Source organism: Streptomyces zaomyceticus (assembly GCF_014656215.1).
In the GTDB taxonomy this organism is placed as follows: Bacteria; Actinomycetota; Actinomycetes; order Streptomycetales; family Streptomycetaceae; genus Streptomyces; species Streptomyces zaomyceticus.
The window spans coordinates 39,969-56,092 of sequence record NZ_BNBZ01000043.1 but is presented as its reverse complement, the minus strand read 5'-3'; the positions used below and the strand labels follow the sequence as shown (position 1 = coordinate 56,092).

General features: G+C 73.0%; 14 protein-coding genes. 6 read left to right on the top strand and 8 right to left on the bottom strand.

All coding sequences use genetic code 11. The features are described 5' to 3' along the window. Window positions 1-128: 128 nt before the first annotated feature. From IE311_RS33775 to IE311_RS33760, 4 genes are all read right to left on the bottom strand, one after another. Entirely contained in the window at window positions 129-1,409 is a 1,281-nt protein-coding gene (locus IE311_RS33775; RefSeq protein WP_189835697.1) for an HAD family hydrolase, read from the bottom strand. A 195-nt stretch (window positions 1,410-1,604) separates the two neighbouring features. Then, window positions 1,605-2,405 carry a 3-oxoacyl-ACP reductase gene (locus IE311_RS33770; RefSeq protein WP_189835696.1) on the bottom strand — a complete coding sequence of 267 codons (801 nt, stop codon included), beginning with the start codon at window positions 2,403-2,405 and terminating at the stop codon, window positions 1,605-1,607. A 6-nt stretch (window positions 2,406-2,411) separates the two neighbouring features. Beyond that, entirely contained in the window at window positions 2,412-3,767 is a 1,356-nt protein-coding gene (locus IE311_RS33765) for an aldehyde dehydrogenase family protein (RefSeq protein WP_189835695.1), read from the bottom strand. Window positions 3,768-3,804: 37 nt separating this feature from the next. Continuing rightward, window positions 3,805-5,169 carry a glutamine synthetase family protein gene (locus IE311_RS33760; protein WP_189835694.1) on the bottom strand — a complete coding sequence of 455 codons (1,365 nt, stop codon included), beginning with the start codon at window positions 5,167-5,169 and terminating at the stop codon, window positions 3,805-3,807. Window positions 5,170-5,258: 89 nt separating this feature from the next. Between IE311_RS33760 and IE311_RS33755 the strand changes: the two genes are divergently transcribed. From IE311_RS33755 to IE311_RS33745, 3 genes are all read left to right on the top strand, one after another. Continuing rightward, the gene (locus IE311_RS33755; RefSeq protein WP_189835693.1) at window positions 5,259-5,987 is read left to right on the top strand and encodes a FadR/GntR family transcriptional regulator; all 729 of its coding nucleotides are present in this window, start codon (window positions 5,259-5,261) and stop codon (window positions 5,985-5,987) included. A 191-nt stretch (window positions 5,988-6,178) separates the two neighbouring features. Continuing rightward, window positions 6,179-7,624: an ethanolamine permease gene (gene eat, locus IE311_RS33750; RefSeq protein ID WP_189835692.1), complete on the top strand. Its 1,446-nt coding sequence runs from the start codon at window positions 6,179-6,181 to the stop codon at window positions 7,622-7,624. A 63-nt stretch (window positions 7,625-7,687) separates the two neighbouring features. Continuing rightward, on the top strand, window positions 7,688-8,392 hold the full coding sequence (locus IE311_RS33745) for a gamma-glutamyl-gamma-aminobutyrate hydrolase family protein (protein WP_189835691.1): 705 nt from the start codon (window positions 7,688-7,690) through the stop codon (window positions 8,390-8,392). A gap of 27 nt (window positions 8,393-8,419) precedes the next feature. Here IE311_RS33745 and IE311_RS33740 read toward each other — a convergent pair whose 3' ends face one another. Further along, window positions 8,420-9,874 carry a purine-cytosine permease family protein gene (locus IE311_RS33740; RefSeq protein ID WP_189835690.1) on the bottom strand — a complete coding sequence of 485 codons (1,455 nt, stop codon included), beginning with the start codon at window positions 9,872-9,874 and terminating at the stop codon, window positions 8,420-8,422. A 68-nt stretch (window positions 9,875-9,942) separates the two neighbouring features. On the opposite strand from IE311_RS33740, the gene IE311_RS33735 reads away from it, so the two are divergent. Further along, the gene (locus IE311_RS33735; RefSeq protein ID WP_189835689.1) at window positions 9,943-10,593 is read left to right on the top strand and encodes a TetR/AcrR family transcriptional regulator; all 651 of its coding nucleotides are present in this window, start codon (window positions 9,943-9,945) and stop codon (window positions 10,591-10,593) included. Between the two features lie 168 nt (window positions 10,594-10,761). Continuing rightward, complete coding sequence (locus IE311_RS33730) at window positions 10,762-12,390, top strand: amidohydrolase (RefSeq protein WP_189835688.1); 1,629 nt, start codon at window positions 10,762-10,764, stop codon at window positions 12,388-12,390. 20 nt (window positions 12,391-12,410) lie between these two features. Here IE311_RS33730 and IE311_RS33725 read toward each other — a convergent pair whose 3' ends face one another. Continuing rightward, on the bottom strand, window positions 12,411-13,370 hold the full coding sequence (locus tag IE311_RS33725) for a LysR family transcriptional regulator (RefSeq protein WP_189835687.1): 960 nt from the start codon (window positions 13,368-13,370) through the stop codon (window positions 12,411-12,413). 70 nt (window positions 13,371-13,440) lie between these two features. On the opposite strand from IE311_RS33725, the gene IE311_RS33720 reads away from it, so the two are divergent. After that, entirely contained in the window at window positions 13,441-14,613 is a 1,173-nt protein-coding gene (locus IE311_RS33720; protein ID WP_189835686.1) for a TDT family transporter, read from the top strand. On the opposite strand, the gene IE311_RS33715 is transcribed toward IE311_RS33720, so the two are convergent. Both IE311_RS33715 and IE311_RS33710 read right to left on the bottom strand, forming a co-directional pair. Next, window positions 14,540-15,298, bottom strand: coding sequence for a helical backbone metal receptor (locus IE311_RS33715; RefSeq protein ID WP_189835685.1), 759 nt, complete (start codon window positions 15,296-15,298; stop codon window positions 14,540-14,542). The genes IE311_RS33720 and IE311_RS33715 overlap by 74 nt on opposite strands. Beyond that, window positions 15,295-15,846 (bottom strand): helix-turn-helix domain-containing protein, encoded by a 552-nt coding sequence (locus tag IE311_RS33710; protein ID WP_189835684.1) that lies wholly within the window; start codon window positions 15,844-15,846, stop codon window positions 15,295-15,297. The genes IE311_RS33715 and IE311_RS33710 overlap by 4 nt, the downstream gene beginning before the upstream one ends. Window positions 15,847-16,124: the final 278 nt, after the last annotated feature.

Sequence of the window (16,124 nt, the reverse complement as noted above, 5' to 3'; positions counted from 1 at the left end):
ACCCGCTACGACAAACGAGCCCGCCACTACAAAGCCCTGGTCACCATCGCCTGCCTGCGACTATGGCTCCCCAACTGACATTGCGGACACGCCCTAGTTGCACGCGGTCCGTCGGTGCACGCGGCCCGTCAGTGCACGCGGTCCGTCTGGTCCGGGATCACGCTTCCGTCGGGCCGGCGGACCGGCTGCATCGTGCCGTCGCTCGCCGTGTAGCCGGTCGTGGCGCAGGGGTACGGCGTGGCCTTCGGCTGCTTCGGCTCGATGAACATGGGGTTGACGATCCAGCGGCCGTCGCCGTTCTCGTACGCCCGGCACATGAGTTCGTTCTTGTTGCGGTTGAGGGCCAGGCGCAGGCCTGTGGCGTCCCGCAGGAAGGAGATGTCGGTGTCGGAGTCGCCCGCGGCGAACACCTGTCGCCGGGAGGCGGGCTGTACGCGTTCGGCGGCGGGGCCGCGGACGCCGAAGATCTCCTGGTTGATCCAGCAGCGCTTGCCGTCGATGTAGGTGATCGTCGTGTCTTCGCCGTCCCGGACCGACCCGCAGCCCTTGAGGTGCGCGGTGAGCCGGCCGTGGTCGGTGGTGTTGCGGATGCCGAGGGTGTGGGAGGGCGCGACGCCGACGCCCTTCGCCCAGACGTCGACGACGGGTTCGGGCGAGGCGGAGACGATCCAGACGTCGAATCCGGCGTCCCGGAGGGTGCGGATCAGGTCGCGCTGCTGTGTGTAGTAGCGGACCCAGCCGGTGACCCGGGCGGTACCGACGCGCTGGGTGGCGCCCTGCGGGGCGGCGAGGTTCTCGGCGCGTGCCGCGGCGGCAAAGGACTCGACCTGGCGGGTGGTCCAGCCGCGCAGGAGCTGGGCGAGCCAGGCGTACTGGGGTTCCATGCGGCGGCGGTCGTGGCCCGCGAAGGCGGCCTTCCCGCCGGTGGTGGCGCCCGAGCCGTAGACGGAGAGGAGCTCGTCGGCGCAGCGGGTGTCGGTGGCGGTGGGGAGGGTGAGGCCGCCGGCGGGACAGGCTTCGCCGAGGGCGGTGGCCGCCTCGGGGGTGAGGTGGCGGCTGGTGGTGGACCAGTCGCCCTCCTTCGGGGGCCGGACGCGGTTGTTGCGGAGGAGCCAGTAGAAGGTGGCGTCGCCGACGTCGTTCTTGATGACGGTGTTGTCCCAGTCGAAGACCGCGACGGGCTTCCCGGTCCTTGAGCCCTTGTCCCGGCAGTGGTCGGCCACGAGGGCGTCGATGCGGGCCTTGTTGTCGCCGTACCAGCCCTCGGAGATCTTCAGAGTGGGGCAGGGCCGGGACGGGCGGTGGTCCCGGGGCTTCGCCTCGGCGGTGGTGGCGGAGACGAGGCTCGTCGCGGCGAGGGCGAGGGCTGCGGTGACGGCGGACGTACGGAGTCGGGCACTCCGGCTCATGATCGCTCTCCTGTCGGGGCTGGGCTGGGCTGCTGCGGACGCCGGACAGCCGGGCGCCTTGCGACGCCCGGCTGCCGGGTGGGGGTGTGGGGGTGTGGGGTGTGGCGGCGGTCAGGAGCGGGGGCACGTACGCGCCCGCGGGTACGACGGCGGGCCGGAGCGGGGTCGGGTACGCGCCCGCGTCGTGGCGGCGGGCTAGAGCGGGGTCACGTACGCGCCCGCGATGCCTCCGTCGACCAGGAAGTCGCTGGCGTTGACGAAGGAGGAGTCGTCGCTGGCGAGGAAGGCGACCGCGGCGGCGATCTCCTCGGGCTCGGCGAAGCGGCCGACGGGGATGTGGACGAGGCGGCGCGCGGCCCGCTCCGGGTCCTTGGCGAAGAGTTCCTGGAGCAGCGGGGTGTTGACGGGCCCGGGGCAGAGGGCGTTGACGCGGATGCCCTCGCGGGCGAACTGGACGCCCAGCTCGCGGGACATCGCGAGCACGCCGCCCTTGGAGGCGGTGTACGAGATCTGGCTGGTCGCCGCGCCCATGATCGCGACGAAGGAGGCGGTGTTGATGATGGAGCCCTTGCCCTGGCGGCGCATGTAGGGCAGGGCGGCCTTGCAGCACAGGTAGACCGAGGTGAGGTTGACGTCCTGGACGCGCTTCCAGGCCTCCAGGCCGGTCTCCAGGATGGAGTCGTCCTCCGGGGGCGAGATGCCCGCGTTGTTGAAGGCGATGTCGACGGAGCCGTAGGTCTCGAAGGCGGTGCGGAACAGGGCCTCGACCTCCTCCGGGTCGGTGACGTCGACCTTCACGAAGGTGCCGCCGACGGCCTCGGCGGCGGCCTTGCCGGCCGTCTCGTCGATGTCGCCGCAAACGACGTTGGCGCCCTCGGAGGCGAGGCGGCGGGCGGTGGCGAGGCCGATGCCGCTGCCGGCTCCGGTGATGACGGCGGTACGGCCGACCAGGCGGCGGCAGACGTTCTCGTCGGTGCTGGTGCTGGTGCTGGTCATGTGGGCTCAGGCCTCCGTGCTGATGAAGACGTTCTTGGTTTCGGTGAAGGCGTTCAGGGCGTCGGGGCCCAGTTCACGGCCGAGACCGGACTGCCGGTAGCCGCCGAACGGGGTCCAGTAGCGGACGCTGGAGTGGGAGTTGACGGAGAGGTTGCCGGCCCGGACGGCGCGGGAGGCGCGCAGGGCGCGGCCGACGTCCCGGGTCCAGATGGAGCCGGACAGGCCGTACTCGGTGGCGTTGGCGAGGCGGATCGCGTCGGCCTCGTCCTCGAAGGGGAGGACGACGGCGACGGGTCCGAAGATCTCCTCGACGGCGCAGGGCGCGTCCTCGGGCACATCGGTGAGGACGGTCGGCGGGAACCAGAAGCCGGGCCCCTCGGGGGCCTTGCCGCGGATTCCGGCGAGGTCGTCGGTGACGTAGGAGCGGACGCGGTCGAGCTGGGCACGGGAGATGAGCGGCCCCATCTGTGTGCGCTCGTCGGCCGGGTCGCCGACGACGATCTCCTCGATCGCGGGCGTGAGGAGTTCCAGGAAGCGGTCGTACGCGCTCCGCTGGACGAGGACGCGGGTGCGGGCGCAGCAGTCCTGGCCGCTGTTGTCGAGGAAGGACATCGGCGTGGCCGCCGCCGCGGCCTCCAGGTCCGCGTCGGCGAAGACGATGTTGGGGCTCTTGCCGCCGAGTTCGAGGGTGACCCGCTTCACCTGGTCGGCGCACTTCGCCATGATGCTCTTGCCGACCCGGGTGGAGCCGGTGAAGACGATCTTGGCGACGCCGGGGTGCTCGACGAGGGCGTTTCCGGCGACCGGGCCGGTGCCGGGGAGGACCTGGAAGAGGCCTTCGGGCAGCCCGGCCTCCAGGGCGAGTTCGGCCAGCCGGAGCGCGGTGAGCGGGGTGGTCTCGGCGGGCTTGAGGAGGACGGCGTTGCCGGCGGCGAGGGCGGGTGCGGTGGCCCAGGCGGCGATCGGCATGGGGAAGTTCCAGGGGGCGATGACGCCGACGACCCCGAGCGGTTCGAGGATCGTGATGTCCAGGCCGCCGGCCACCGGGATCTGCCGCCCGTTGAGGCGTTCCACTCCCCCGGCGGCGAAGTCGAGGAGGTCGCGGACGTTGCCCGCCTCCCATCGGGCGTTGCCGATCGTGTGGCCGGCCTCGGTCACTTCGAGCCGGGCCAGTTCCTCGATGTGCCCGTCGACGACGGCGGCGAAGCGGCGGAGCAGCCGGGCCCGGTCGGCGGGCGCGGCGGCGGCCCAGCCGCGCTGGGCGGCGGCGGCCTGCGCGACGGCGGCGTCGACGTCGGCGGGGGTGGCGGCGGGGACGGTGGCGACCAGCTCCTCCGTCGCCGGGTTCAGTACCTGGAGCAACTCTTTCCTCTCAGAGGCGTGCGCGGGAAGGTCCGGATCAGAGGCGTTCGAAGGAGCGGCGCAGTTCCCAGTCGGTGACGGCCGCGTCGAAGGCGTCGAGTTCGACGCGGGCCATGTTGCGGTAGTGGGAGACGACCTCGTCCCCGAAGGCCGCCTTGGCGATCTCGCTGGTCTCCCAGAGCTCGGCGGCCTCGCGCAGGGTGGTGGGCACGTGCGCGTACTCGGCGGTGTAGGCGTTCCCCGTACAGGGCGGGGGCAGTTCGAGGCGCTGCTCGATGCCGTACAGACCGGCCGCGACCAGGCCGGCGACGGCGAGGTACGGGTTGACGTCGCCGCCGGGGAGGCGGTTCTCGAAGCGGGTGGAGCGGCCGTGGCCGACGACCCGGAGCGAGCAGGTGCGGTTGTCGTGGCCCCATGCGACGGCGGTGGGCGCGAAGGACCCGGGCTGGAACCGCTTGTAGGAGTTGATGTTGGGGGCGTAGAGGAGGGAGAAGTCGCGGAGGGCGGCGAGCTGTCCGGCGAGGAAGTGCCGCATGGTCTCGGACATCCCGTGCGGGTCGTCCCCGGCCATCACGTTGGTGCCCTCGGCGTCCTGCAGGGAGAGGTGGATGTGGCAGGAGTTGCCTTCGCGCTCGTTGTACTTCGCCATGAAGGTGAGCGAGCAGCCCTCCTGGGCGGCGATCTCCTTGGCGCCCGTCTTGTAGACGGCGTGTCCGTCGCAGGTGACGAGGGCCTCGTCGTACTTGAAGGCGATCTCGTGCTGGCCGGGGTTGCACTCGCCCTTGGCGGACTCGACGGTGAGTCCGGCGCCGGTCATCTCGTTGCGGATGCGGCGCAGGAGGGGTTCGATGCGTCCGGTGCCGAGGACGGAGTAGTCGATGTTGTACTGGTTGGCGGGGGTGAGGCCGCGGTAGTTCGCGTCCCAGGCCTGCTCGTAGCTGTCCTTGAAGACGATGAACTCGAGTTCGGTGCCGACGTGGGCGGTGAAGCCGTGTTCCGCGAGACGCTCCAGCTGGCGGCGGAGGATCTGGCGGGGGGCCGCGACGACGGGGGTGCCGTCGCCCCAGGCGAGGTCCGCCGTCACCATGGCGGTGGCTTCGTTCCAGGGGAGGCGGCGGAGGGTGGTGAGGTCGGGGTGCATCGCGAAGTCGCCGTAGCCACGGTCCCAGGAGGACATCTCGTAGCCGTCGACGGTGTTCATCTCGGTGTCGACGGCCAGAAGATAGTTGCATCCCTCGGTGCCGTGGCCGAGTACCTCGTCCAGGAAGAACGGGGCGGCGAACCGCTTGCCCTGGAGCCGTCCCTGCATGTCGGGGAAGGCCAGGACGACGGTGTCGATCTCGCCGCTCGCGACGAGGGCACGGAGCTCCTCGACGGTGAGCGGGGGTTTGCGGTCTGCCACGGGATTGCTCCTCCTTCGGCCTGCCGGAAGCCATAAGGTATTGCGGAAGACCATTGCTTGGGAAGTGCTGACGAAGGGGAACCGAGAACGTGGCCAGTACGAGTGAATCGGCGGACCGGCTGACGCCCGTGCTGCGGCCGGTGCGGGCGGGCAACGGCTTCGAGGAGGCCCTGGAGCAGATCCTCCAGGTGGTACGGCTCGGACTCGTGCCCGGCGGGGAGCGGCTGCCCGCCGAGCGGGAGCTCGCCGACCGGATGGGGATCAGCCGGGTGACCCTGCGCGAGGTCCTGAAGGTCCTCCAGGAGCAGGGCCTCGTGGAGAGCCGGCGAGGCCGCTACGGCGGAACGTTCGTGCTGCCGCGGGTCCAGACGGCCGACGAGGACGAGCTGCGGCGCCGGATCGCCTCGGTCGACATGGAGGACACCCTGCGCTTCCGCGAGGTCCTCGAGGTGGGGGCGGCCGGGCTGTGCGCGGCCCACGGCCTGGACGCGGCGGGGGCCGAGCGGCTGCGGCGGGCCGTGGCGGCCACCCATGACGCTCCGCTGGCCGATTATCGCCGCCAGGACACCCTGTTCCATCTGACCCTGGCCGAACTCTCCGGGTCTCCGACGCTCACGGCCCAGTACGCGGCCGTCCGGGCGACCGTGAACGACCTGCTCGACTGCATCCCCCTGCTCGTACGCAACCTGGAGCACTCCCAGCACCAGCACACGGCCGTGGTGGAGGCGGTCCTCGACGGGGACGCGGACGCGGCACGCGAGGTGATGCGCGAGCACTGCTCGGGAACGGCGGCCCTGCTGCGCGGCTTCCTGACCTGAGGCACGGGCCCGCCCGGATTCCCGGCACGAGCCACGGGCCCGCGCGGCTCTCCCGAGGCGGGGAACGGCCCGCGCGGCCCGAAGGCACCCCCGTAACCCGAAAGTAACGCACGGGGGTTGCGCTCCCCCGGTGGCCGACGCAAAGGTATGCCTCCAATCCATTGGGCCCGTTACGGGGAGCTGACGCTGCCATGACGCTCGAAAAAACCTCCGGGAGCACCACCCCGCCGCAGGACGACTACCTGGAGCGCCGCGCACTGCGCCGCGGCAGCGCCGGCTGGCTGCTGCTCACCGGTCTCGGCGTCGCCTACGTCGTCTCCGGGGACTTCTCCGGCTGGAACATCGGCCTGTCGAAGGGCGGTTTCGGCGGGCTCGCCGTCGCCACCGTCCTGATGGGCGCGATGTACGCCTGTCTGGTCTTCGCCCTCGCCGAACTCTCCGCCATCCTGCCCACGGCGGGCGGCGGTTACGGCTTCGCCCGCCGGGCGCTCGGCACCTGGGGCGGCTTCCTCACCGGCACCGCGATCCTCATCGAGTACATCCTCGCGCCCGCCGCGATCTCGATCTTCATCGGCGACTACGTCGAGTCCCTGGGCCTCTTCGGCCTGGAGTCCGGCTGGCCGGTGTACCTCGTCTGCTTCGCCCTCTTCATCGGCATCCACCTGTGGGGCGTGGGCGAGGCCCTGCGCTTCAGCCTCGTCGTGACGGCCGTCGCGGTCGCCGCGCTCGTCGTCTTCGCGCTCGGCGCCCTCACCGACTTCCACGTCGACGGGCTGAACGACATCCCGGTCGACGGCGAGGCCTTCGGCTCGAACTCCTGGCTGCCGTTCGGTCTGCTCGGGATCTGGGCCGCGTTCCCCTTCGGCATGTGGTTCTTCCTGGGCGTCGAGGGCGTGCCGCTCGCCGCCGAGGAGGCGAAGGACCCGGTGCGGTCGATGCCGAAGGCGCTGGCGATCTCCATGGGCATCCTGGTGCTGCTCGCCGTCATGACCTTCTTCGCCGCGACCGGTGCGCGCGGCTCGGCGGCCGTCCAGGAAGCGGGCAACCCCCTCGTCGTGGCGCTCCAGGGCGACGGGGAGCCGACCACGCTGAGCCGGTTCGTGAACTACGCGGGCCTCGCCGGCCTCGTCGCCTCCTTCTTCTCCCTGATCTACGCCGGATCGCGCCAGCTCTTCGCCCTCTCCCGGGCGGGCTACCTCCCCCGCTTCCTCTCCCTCACCAGCCGCCGGAAGTCCCCCTACCTGGGGCTCCTCATCCCGGGCGCGATCGGCTTCGCGCTGGCCGCCGGGACCGGCGACGGGGCCCGGATGCTCAACATCGCCGTGTTCGGCGCCACCATCTCGTACGCCCTGATGGCGCTCTCCCACATCGTGCTGCGACGCCGCGAGCCGGGGCTGCACCGGCCGTACCGCACCCCGGGCGGGATCGTCACCTCGTCGGTGGCCTTCGTGCTGGCCCTGTCGGCCCTGGTCGCGACCTTCCTGGTGGACCGGACGGCGGCGTTCATGGCGCTCGGGGTGTACGTGATCGCCCTCGCCTACTTCGCGTTCTACAGTCGGAAGCATCTGGTGGCGAGGGCGCCCGAGGAGGAGTTCGCGGCGCTCGCCGCCGCGGAGGCCGAACTCGAACGCGACTGACTCCCCGCACCCGCCGACCCCGTACGCCCCACCCCGCACACCCACTCTCCCGGAGGACGTTCCGTGTCCAAGCCGCTCATCGGCGTGACCACCTATCTGGACCGGGCCCGCTGGGGCGTGTGGGACATGCGGGCCGCGCTGCTCCCCGCCCCGTATCCGCGGCTCGTCCAGGAGAGCGGGGGGCTCGCCGTGATGCTGCCGCCGGACGGGCCGGAGGCCGCGGCGGCGGTCGTGGCACGGCTCGACGGACTGGTGGTCGCGGGCGGGGCGGACGTCGAGCCCGTACGGTACGGGGCCGAGCCCGACCCCCGTACCGGCCCGCCGGCCCGGGAGCGCGACGCCTGGGAGCTGGCCCTGATCGACGCGGCGCTCTCCGCCGGGATCCCGCTGCTCGGCATCTGCCGGGGCATGCAGCTGCTGAACGTGGCCCTCGGCGGAACCCTGGTCCAGCACCTGGACGGGCACGTGGAGGCCGTCGGGGTGATCGGCCGGCACGCGGTGAAGCCGGTGCCGGGAAGCCGGTACGCCTCCCTGGTCCCCGAGCTCGCGGAGGTCCCGACCTATCACCACCAGGCCGTCGACCGGCTGGGCGCGGGGCTCGCCGCCTCGGCCCACGCGGAGGACGGCACGGTGGAGGCCGTCGAGCTGGCCGCCCCGGCCTGGGCCCTGGGAGTCCAGTGGCACCCGGAGATGGGCGAGGACCTGCGCGTGATGCGGGGACTGGTGGAAGCGGCGGAGGCCGCTTCGAGCGCGGTGGGGCGCGCCTGACGGAGGCGCGGACGGCCGTGCGCGCGCTCAGGCGGCCGTGCGCGCGGCGAGCAGGACGCGGTCCCCTCGCATCAGGAGGGCGTAGAGCCCGGCGGAGACGCCCATGCCGACGGGCAGCGAGAGGTCGGCGCCGCCCAGGGCGGCGGCGACCGGGCCCGTGTAGAGCGTGTTGGCGCAGAGGGCGGCCGCGGTGACGCCCGCGACGAGAGCGAGCGCACCGGCCCGGTTGACGCCCGCCGTGTACCAGAAGGAGCTTCCGGGGCTCTCGTCCGAGAGCGCGAGGCCGTCGTAGCGGCAGCGGCGCAGCAGGATGTCGGTGGCGTAGACCGCCATCATGGGGCCGGTCAGGGCGGTGATCACCTGGAGGGCGTTGCTGACGGTGTCCAGGAAGTTGGAGACGAGCAGCCCGTAGAGGGTGAGTGCGACGGCGACGGCCCCGTCGAAGAGGACGCTGACGGAGCGTCGGATGCGCAGGCCGACGGCCTGGAGGGCGAGTCCGGCGCTGTACGCGGTCAGGGCGTTGATGGCGATGGTGCCGAGCACCAGGGCGAGCAGGAAGAGCGGGACGAACCAGCCGGGCAGGATCTCCTGGAGCGCGGTCTGCGGGTCCGTCATGTCGACGGCGGTGGCCGCGAGGGCGCCGAGCGAACAGACCACGACGCTGGGCAGGAAGGCGCCGAGCGCGTTCCAGCCGATGATCGCCTTCTTCGAGGCGGTGCGGGGCAGGTAACGGGAGAAGTCGGCGCTCGTGGTGTACGAGAGGGGACCCGAGGCGATCATCGTGGTGCCCGCGAGCAGCAGCACCCAGAGTTCGGTCCCGCCGACCGTCCGGGCGGGGGCGTACGAGAAGTCGGCGTGCCGCAGGACGGCGAACGCGACCACGGTGAACGCTCCGGCGAGGACCAGGGTGATCGGCAGGTACAGCTTGATGATCAGGCCGTGCCCGTAGACGCTGATGATCAGCGTGAGCGCGGCGATGACCACGATGACGGCCACCTTGACGGGTGTACCGGCCGTGATGCCCGCCTTCTCCACGAGCGCGAAGGCGGCGGTCGCCGCGGCGGCCAGGTTGAGCGCGAAGTAGCAGACGGAGACCAGCCAGCCGCCGAACGCGTTGTTCACGCGGTTGCCGAGGACGCCGTAGACGGCCCGGGTGATCACCTCGCTGGGTGCGCCGGCGGCCGGGCCCGAGGTGGCGAGCAGGCCGGTGAGGACCCAGAAGAGGTTGCCGACGACGATCACGGCGAGGGCCTGCCCGAGGGTCAGCCCCATGAGGACGAGGGCGCCGCCGATGACGAGGCTGAGGTAGTTGACGTTCGCCGCGGCCCACACGGAGAAGAGCTCACGGGGGTGTCCGTGGCGCTCGGACTCGGGGATGTGGTCGATGCCGTGGGCCTCGATACGGCCCGGCCGATCGGTGTCCCGCGAGGCGATCTGCGCGCCCTGAGGGCCTGGGAGCGGGTCGGGGATCGTGGAAGTCATGCGGCCCTCCGAATGCGTGGGTGCCCACCTGGTTGCTTATTGGTCGCACACTCAATAGCATCGCTGTCATGTCGTCAAGCGTCCAGCGCAAGAGAGTTCGGAAAACACCCGAAGCCCGGCGGGCGGAGATCGTGGAGACCGCCGCCCGGGTCGCCCTGACCGAGGGGCTCGAGTGCGTCACCCTGCGGCGGATCGCCGAGGAGCTCGCCGTGAGACCCGGTCTGATCAGCCACTACTTCCCCTCCGCGGAGGATCTGGTGGGCGAGGCGTTCAGCGTGGCCGCCACCGGCGAGCTCGACGCCCTGCTCCCCGCCGACCGCCCCCACGGGACCCCCACGCAGTGGCTCGCGCGCTACTTCGCCCTCTCCGCGGGCGAGGCGTACGACGACATCAGCCGCCTCTGGATCAACGCCCGGCACCTCAGCCGCTACCGGCCCGTCCTGCGCGACCGGGTCACCGAACAGGAACTCGCCTCCGACGACCGTCTGGAGCAGGTCATCCGCGAGGGCGTCGCACGCGGCGAGTTCCGCACGGACGACCCGCGTGCCACCGCCATCCAGATCCTGGTGGTGCTCGACGGTCTCGGTGCCCACGCCAACTCCGACCGGACCGACCGGCCGGAGGCCGTGACCCGGATGGCCCTCACCACGGCGGAACGCGAACTCGGACTGCCGCACGGCGCGCTGACCGACGTACCGGCACCGCCCGAGCCCGCCTGACCGACGTACCGGCACCGCCCCGGCCCGCCCGGCCCGGCTCCCCCGTCCCCGGCACCGCCCGAGGCAGCCCGACCCAGCGCCCCCGGCACCCCCGAGGCCGCCCGACCGCTTCACCGAGGCCCCCGCGGGCCTCCGCACCCGTCCCCTTATGGAGCCCTGGAGCCACCCGTGCGCACCCGACTCGTCCTGCTCTCCGCCCGTCTGCTCGACCCCGGCACGGGGACGTTCCTGCCCGAGACCGCGCTCGCCGTCTCCGACGAAGGCCGGATCTCCGCCCTCGGCGACGACCGGGAGATCCGCGCCCTCGCGGGGCCCGCCACCACCGTCGTGGACCTCAAGGGCGCCGTCGTCACCCCCGGCCTCGTCGACGGCCACCTGCACCCGGTGTCCGGCGCCGAACTGACCCACGGCCTCGACCTGTCGTACTGCGCCGACCTCGACGACGTGCGCGAGGCCCTCGCCCACGAGGTCCGCAACCTCGGCCGGGGCGACTGGCTCTTCGGCTGGGGCCTCGACCCGAACGTCTTCGGGGACCACCCCGTCGGCGTCGCCCCCTTCGACGCGGTGCTCGACGGCATCCCGGCGTTCCTGCTGCTCTTCGACGCCCACTCGGCGCTCGCCAGCCGCCGCGCGCTCGAACTCGCCGGGGTCGACGGGCCCCGCACCTTCACCCAGGCCTCCGCCGAGGTCGTCTGCGACACGGACGGACGCCCCACCGGACTGCTCCAGGAGGACGCCGCCTGCGAGCTCGTCGAGCGGGTCGCCCCGCGCCCGACCCCCGAGGAGAGCCGGGAACGGCTCGCCGCGGCGCTGCGGTCCATGGCCGCGGCCGGACTCACCGGCGGGCACGCCATGGACGCCAACGGTGACAGCCTCCGGCTGTACGGGGAGCTCGACACGGCCGGCGAGCTCCCGCTGCGGCTCCGGGTGGCGCCCTGGTGCCAGCCCGGCACCGACGCGGACGGCGTCCGGGCCCTCGTCGCGCAGCAGGGCACCGGCGGGGCCCTCTGGCGGGTCGCGGGCGTGAAGCTCTTCATGGACGGAACCATCGACAACGGCACCGCGTGGCTGGAGCGCCCCGACTGCCACGGCGAGTCCACCCACGCGTTCTGGCCCGACCCCGCCGCGTACACCCACATCGTCGGGGAGCTCCACCGGGCCGGAGTCACGACCGCGACACACGCCATCGGCGACGCGGCCGTCCGGCACGTCCTCGACTCCGTCGAGAAGGCGCGCGCCGGCGGCGGGAACGAGGTGCGGCACCGGGTCGAGCACATCGAGACCGTGCCGGACGACACCCTGCGCCGCTTCGCGGACCTGGGCGTCCTCGCCTCCATGCAGCCCACCCACTGCTGCGACTTCACCCGCGCCGACCACACCGACAACTGGTCGCGCAGGCTCGGCGAGGAGCGCGCCTCGCGCGCGTGGCGCTGCCGGGACCTGGCGGACTCCGGGGCCACCGTGGTCCTCGGCTCCGACTGGCCGATCGCGCCCTTCCCGCCGCTGGGCGTGATGGCCGGAGCCCGGCACCGGCGGCCGAGCCGTGACCTGGGCCAGGCACCGCACGGGCCCGAGCAGGCGCTGACGGCCCTGGAGGCACTGCGGGGCATGACGACGGCGCCGGCGTACGCGGCGGGCGAGGAGCACGAGGCGGGCCGGCTCGGGCTCGGCTTCCGCGCCGATCTGACCGTCTTCGCCGGCAACCCGCTCACCACCGCCGCGACGGACCTGCCGGATCTCCCGGTCCTGCTCACGGTCCTGGACGGACGGATCACCCACCGGGCGGCGGGAGTCTGAAACCCCCGCGCGAGCGTGGTTCAGCCCGTCGGTTCGGCACGGGTCAGGGACAGGAGGCCGCGGGCGGGGCCCGTGGGCCGGTGGCCGGCGGGCCAGACGGCCCGGAGGTCACGGCGCAGCTGGACCCCCCGGACGGGGATGGCGACCAGCCGGCGGGAGGCCAGTTCCTCGGCGATCGCGAGTTCGCTGAGGACGGCCGGCCCGGCCCCGCTGACGGCGGCGGCCTTCACCGCGGTCGTGGAGGCCAGTTCGAGGAGCGGCTGCGCGAGACCGCCGTGCGCGGAGAGCGCCGCGTCCAGGACCTGCCGGGTGCCGGAACCGCGTTCGCGCAGCACCAGCGGGGTCGCCGCCAGCTCCGCCGGATCCAGCGGGGCGCGGCGGCGGGCCCACGGGTGCGAGGGGGCGGCGACGACCGCCAGCCGGTCGTGGGCGACGACCACCCCGTCGAGGCCGTCGGGCACGGCGAGCCCCTCCACGAAACCGATGTCCGCCTCGTTCCCGAGGAGCCGTTCCGCGACCACCGCCGAGTTTCCGGCCTGGAGCGACACGGCCGTGTCCGGGCGCTCGGCGCGCAGCGCGATCAGCCAGCCCGGCAGCAGGTACTCGGCGATCGTCATCGATGCGGCCACCCGCAGCCGGGAGTCCCGTCGCCCGCGCAGCGCCTGGGCGCCCGCGTCGAAGGCCTCGGCCGCCTCGACGATCCGCCGCGCCCAGTCCGTGACGAGCGCGCCCGCGTCCGTGAGCCGCGAGCCGCGCGGGGAGCGGTCGACGAGGGCCACGCCGAGCTGCCGTTCCATCGAGCGGATACGGCTGCTGGCGGCGGGCTGGGTGATGCCGACCTCACGGGCGGCGGCGCCGAGGCTCCCGTGGCGGGCGACCGCGAGGAGCAGTTCGAGGGCGCCGAGGTCCGGGACCCGGTGATGAAGCTGCCCCCGGGACTCGCTCCCGTACGTCCCGCTGTCCCACGCTTCCCGGCTCATAAAGCCAGCTTATGACGTCATAGCCGCAAGATCCCTGGTCGGGGCGGGGGAATCGGACGACGGTGGAGCCATGGCAAGCCTCGCACCTCCCCGTCCGGCCCTCCGCGCCACCACCCCCGGCGCCCGGCCGGCCGCTTCCCCGGCCCGTTCCGTCCGTCACCTCGGACCCAACTGGTACGCCTCCGTGATGGGCACCGCCATCGTGGCCAACGCCGGCGCCGGCCTCCCGCTCGGCCTCCCCGGCCTCCGTACCGCCTGCGCCGCCGTCTGGGCGCTGTCGCTCGCGATGCTGCTCGCCCTGGTCGCCGCCCGCGCGGTGCACTGGATCCGCCACCGCGACCAGGCGCGCGCCCACCTCCTGGACCCCGCCGTGGCGCCGTTCTACGGCTGTCTCTCGATGGCCCTGCTCGCGGTCGGCGGCGGGGCGATGATCGTGGGCCGGGACTGGATCGGGCTCCCTGCCGCCGTGGCGCTGGACACCGTCCTGTTCACCGTCGGCACGATCGTCGGCCTGGCGGCCGCGGTGGGCGTCCCGTACCTCATGGTGGTGCACCACAAGATCGAGCACGCCTCCCCGGTGTGGCTGCTGCCGGTCGTCGCCCCCATGGTCTCCGCCGCGCTCGGCCCGCTGCTCGTGCCCCATCTGCCCGCCGGCCAGGCCCAGGAGACCCTGCTCCTCGTCTGCTGGGCGATGTTCGGCGTCAGCCTTCTCGCGACCCTGGTCATGCTGCCGCTGGTCTTCGGCCGGCTCGTGACCGGCGGACCGCCGCCCCTCGCGCTCACCCCCACCCTCTTCCTCGTCCTCGGCCCCCTGGGCCAGTCGACGACCGCCGCGAACAAGTTCGCCGATGTGGCCCCGGGCGTGCTGCCCGCCCCGTACGCCCACGGCTTCGCCTCCTTCGCCGTCCTCTACGGCGTGCCCGTCATGGGCTTCGCGCTGCTGTGGCTGGCGCTCGCCGCGGCGATGGTGCTGCGGGCGCACCGGCGGGGCATGGGCTTCGCCATGACGTTCTGGGCGTTCACCTTCCCCGTCGGGACCTGCGTGACCGGCGCCGAGGGGCTCGCCCAGCACACCGGTCTCGCCGCCTTCCGGTGGCTCGCGATCGGCCTGTACGCGCTCCTCGTCGCGGCCTGGCTGGTCGCCGGGTCCCACACCCTGCGCGGCCTGGTCAGCGGTGAGCTGCTCGCAGGGCCCGCTCCAGCACCCGCGGCGCTGCCGCGAGCGACGGCCCGTACCAGGTGAGACACCGCCCGTCGACGAGGGCGGCGGCGGTCCCGGGGAAGGCCTCGGGACCGTCGTCCCGCGTGAAGCGGTAGGGCTCGTCGGGCAGGACGACCAGATCGGGCGCGGCGGCGCGCAGCTCGTCGAGCGGGAGGCGCGGATAGCGCTCCGGGTGGTCGGCGTACAGATTGCGGACCCCGAGGCGGGCGAGCAGATCACCGGCGAACGTGTCCCGGCCCAGGACCATCCAGGGGCGGCGCCAGATCGGCACGACGGCGGTGAGCGGCTCCCCTCCGGGCCCGCTCGTCCACGGGGTGACCTTCTCCCACGCGGCCTCGGCCTCGTCGAGCCAGCGGGGCCGACGGGGCGCACCGCAGGCGGCGAGGACCCGCTCGAGCTCGCGCAGGCCCTGGTCGAGGGTGCGGATCTCGGTGACGAGGACGTCGAGCCCGGCGGCCCGCAGCTCGGCGATGTCGGGGGCCCGGTTCTCCTCCTCGTTGGCGAGGACCAGGTCCGGCCGGAGCGCGGTGATCGCGCGGACGTCGGGGTTCTTGGTGCCGCCGATCCGTGCGGCGTCGAGGCCCGCGGGGTGGGTGCACCAGTCCGTGACACCGACGAGCACACCGGGCGCGGTGACGGCGACGGCCTCCGTCAGGGACGGCACCAGGGAGACGATCCTGCGCACCGCCCCGCGGGCCGCCGTCATTCCTCCTCGGCCTCGACGTGCTCGGCGACGGCGACGACGAGCAGCCGGGTGCCCGGTTCGGTGGCCCGCCAGCGGTGCCGTACCCCGCCGGACAGATAGAGGGTGTCGCCACGGCCGAGCCGGTACGCGCGGCCTTCGGCCTCGACCTCGGCGGCGCCGTCGGCCACGTACAGCAGCTCGTCGTTACGGTGCTGGAACTCGCGCCCCGCGTCCTGCTCGCCGGAGAACTCCAGGGCGTGCAACTGGTGACGGCCGCGGACGATCGCCCGGACGCCCGGGGGCAGTCCCGGCGAGGGCTCCTCGGCCCGGACGACGTCGACGGTACGGGAGGCCTCGGCGGCGGCGAGGAGTTCTCCGGCGGTGGTCTCCAGGGCCTTCGCGACCAGTTCCAGGGAGCGGTGGCTCGGTCTGGCCCGGTCGTTCTCGACCTGGCTGAGGAACGGCACGGACAGCCCACTGCGGGAGGAGACGACGGCCAGGGTGAGCTGGAGCGCACGGCGTCGCCTCTTGACGGCCGCGCCCACGCGGGGTGATTCCTTCTCGTCCATGTCGGCTCCCTCCCTCGTGCCTCGTGCGTATGCGTACCGGGCGGTTACCTGAACCTTACGCAGCTTTGGGGCGGGGTTTCGCGTCGTGACGAAAAGGGGTGGTCGCCGAACACGTTCGGCGACCACCCCTTTTCGGACAGGAACCGCTGAGCGGTACCCGCCGGGCGGTCCGGAGACTTCCGGGGACCACCGGAGGAACCCCCTCGGGGAACCACGGGGGAACCCCTCCGGGACCACCGGGAATCTCCCGCGAGACCAGTGCGGGAATCCAGCGGGAC

Excerpts from the sequence above, each read along its gene's own strand:
- IE311_RS33775 (WP_189835697.1), bottom strand. The coding sequence starts at position 1,409 with ATGAGCCGGAGTGCCCGACTCCGTACGTCCGCCGTCACCGCAGCCCTC.
- IE311_RS33770 (WP_189835696.1), bottom strand. The coding sequence starts at position 2,405 with ATGACCAGCACCAGCACCAGCACCGACGAGAACGTCTGCCGCCGCCTG.
- eat (WP_189835692.1), top strand. The coding sequence starts at position 6,179 with ATGACGCTCGAAAAAACCTCCGGGAGCACCACCCCGCCGCAGGACGAC.
- IE311_RS33740 (WP_189835690.1), bottom strand. The coding sequence starts at position 9,874 with ATGACTTCCACGATCCCCGACCCGCTCCCAGGCCCTCAGGGCGCGCAG.
- IE311_RS33735 (WP_189835689.1), top strand. The coding sequence starts at position 9,943 with ATGTCGTCAAGCGTCCAGCGCAAGAGAGTTCGGAAAACACCCGAAGCC.
- IE311_RS33725 (WP_189835687.1), bottom strand. The coding sequence starts at position 13,370 with ATGAGCCGGGAAGCGTGGGACAGCGGGACGTACGGGAGCGAGTCCCGG.
- IE311_RS33720 (WP_189835686.1), top strand. The coding sequence starts at position 13,441 with ATGGCAAGCCTCGCACCTCCCCGTCCGGCCCTCCGCGCCACCACCCCC.
- IE311_RS33715 (WP_189835685.1), bottom strand. The coding sequence starts at position 15,298 with ATGACGGCGGCCCGCGGGGCGGTGCGCAGGATCGTCTCCCTGGTGCCG.
- IE311_RS33710 (WP_189835684.1), bottom strand. The coding sequence starts at position 15,846 with ATGGACGAGAAGGAATCACCCCGCGTGGGCGCGGCCGTCAAGAGGCGA.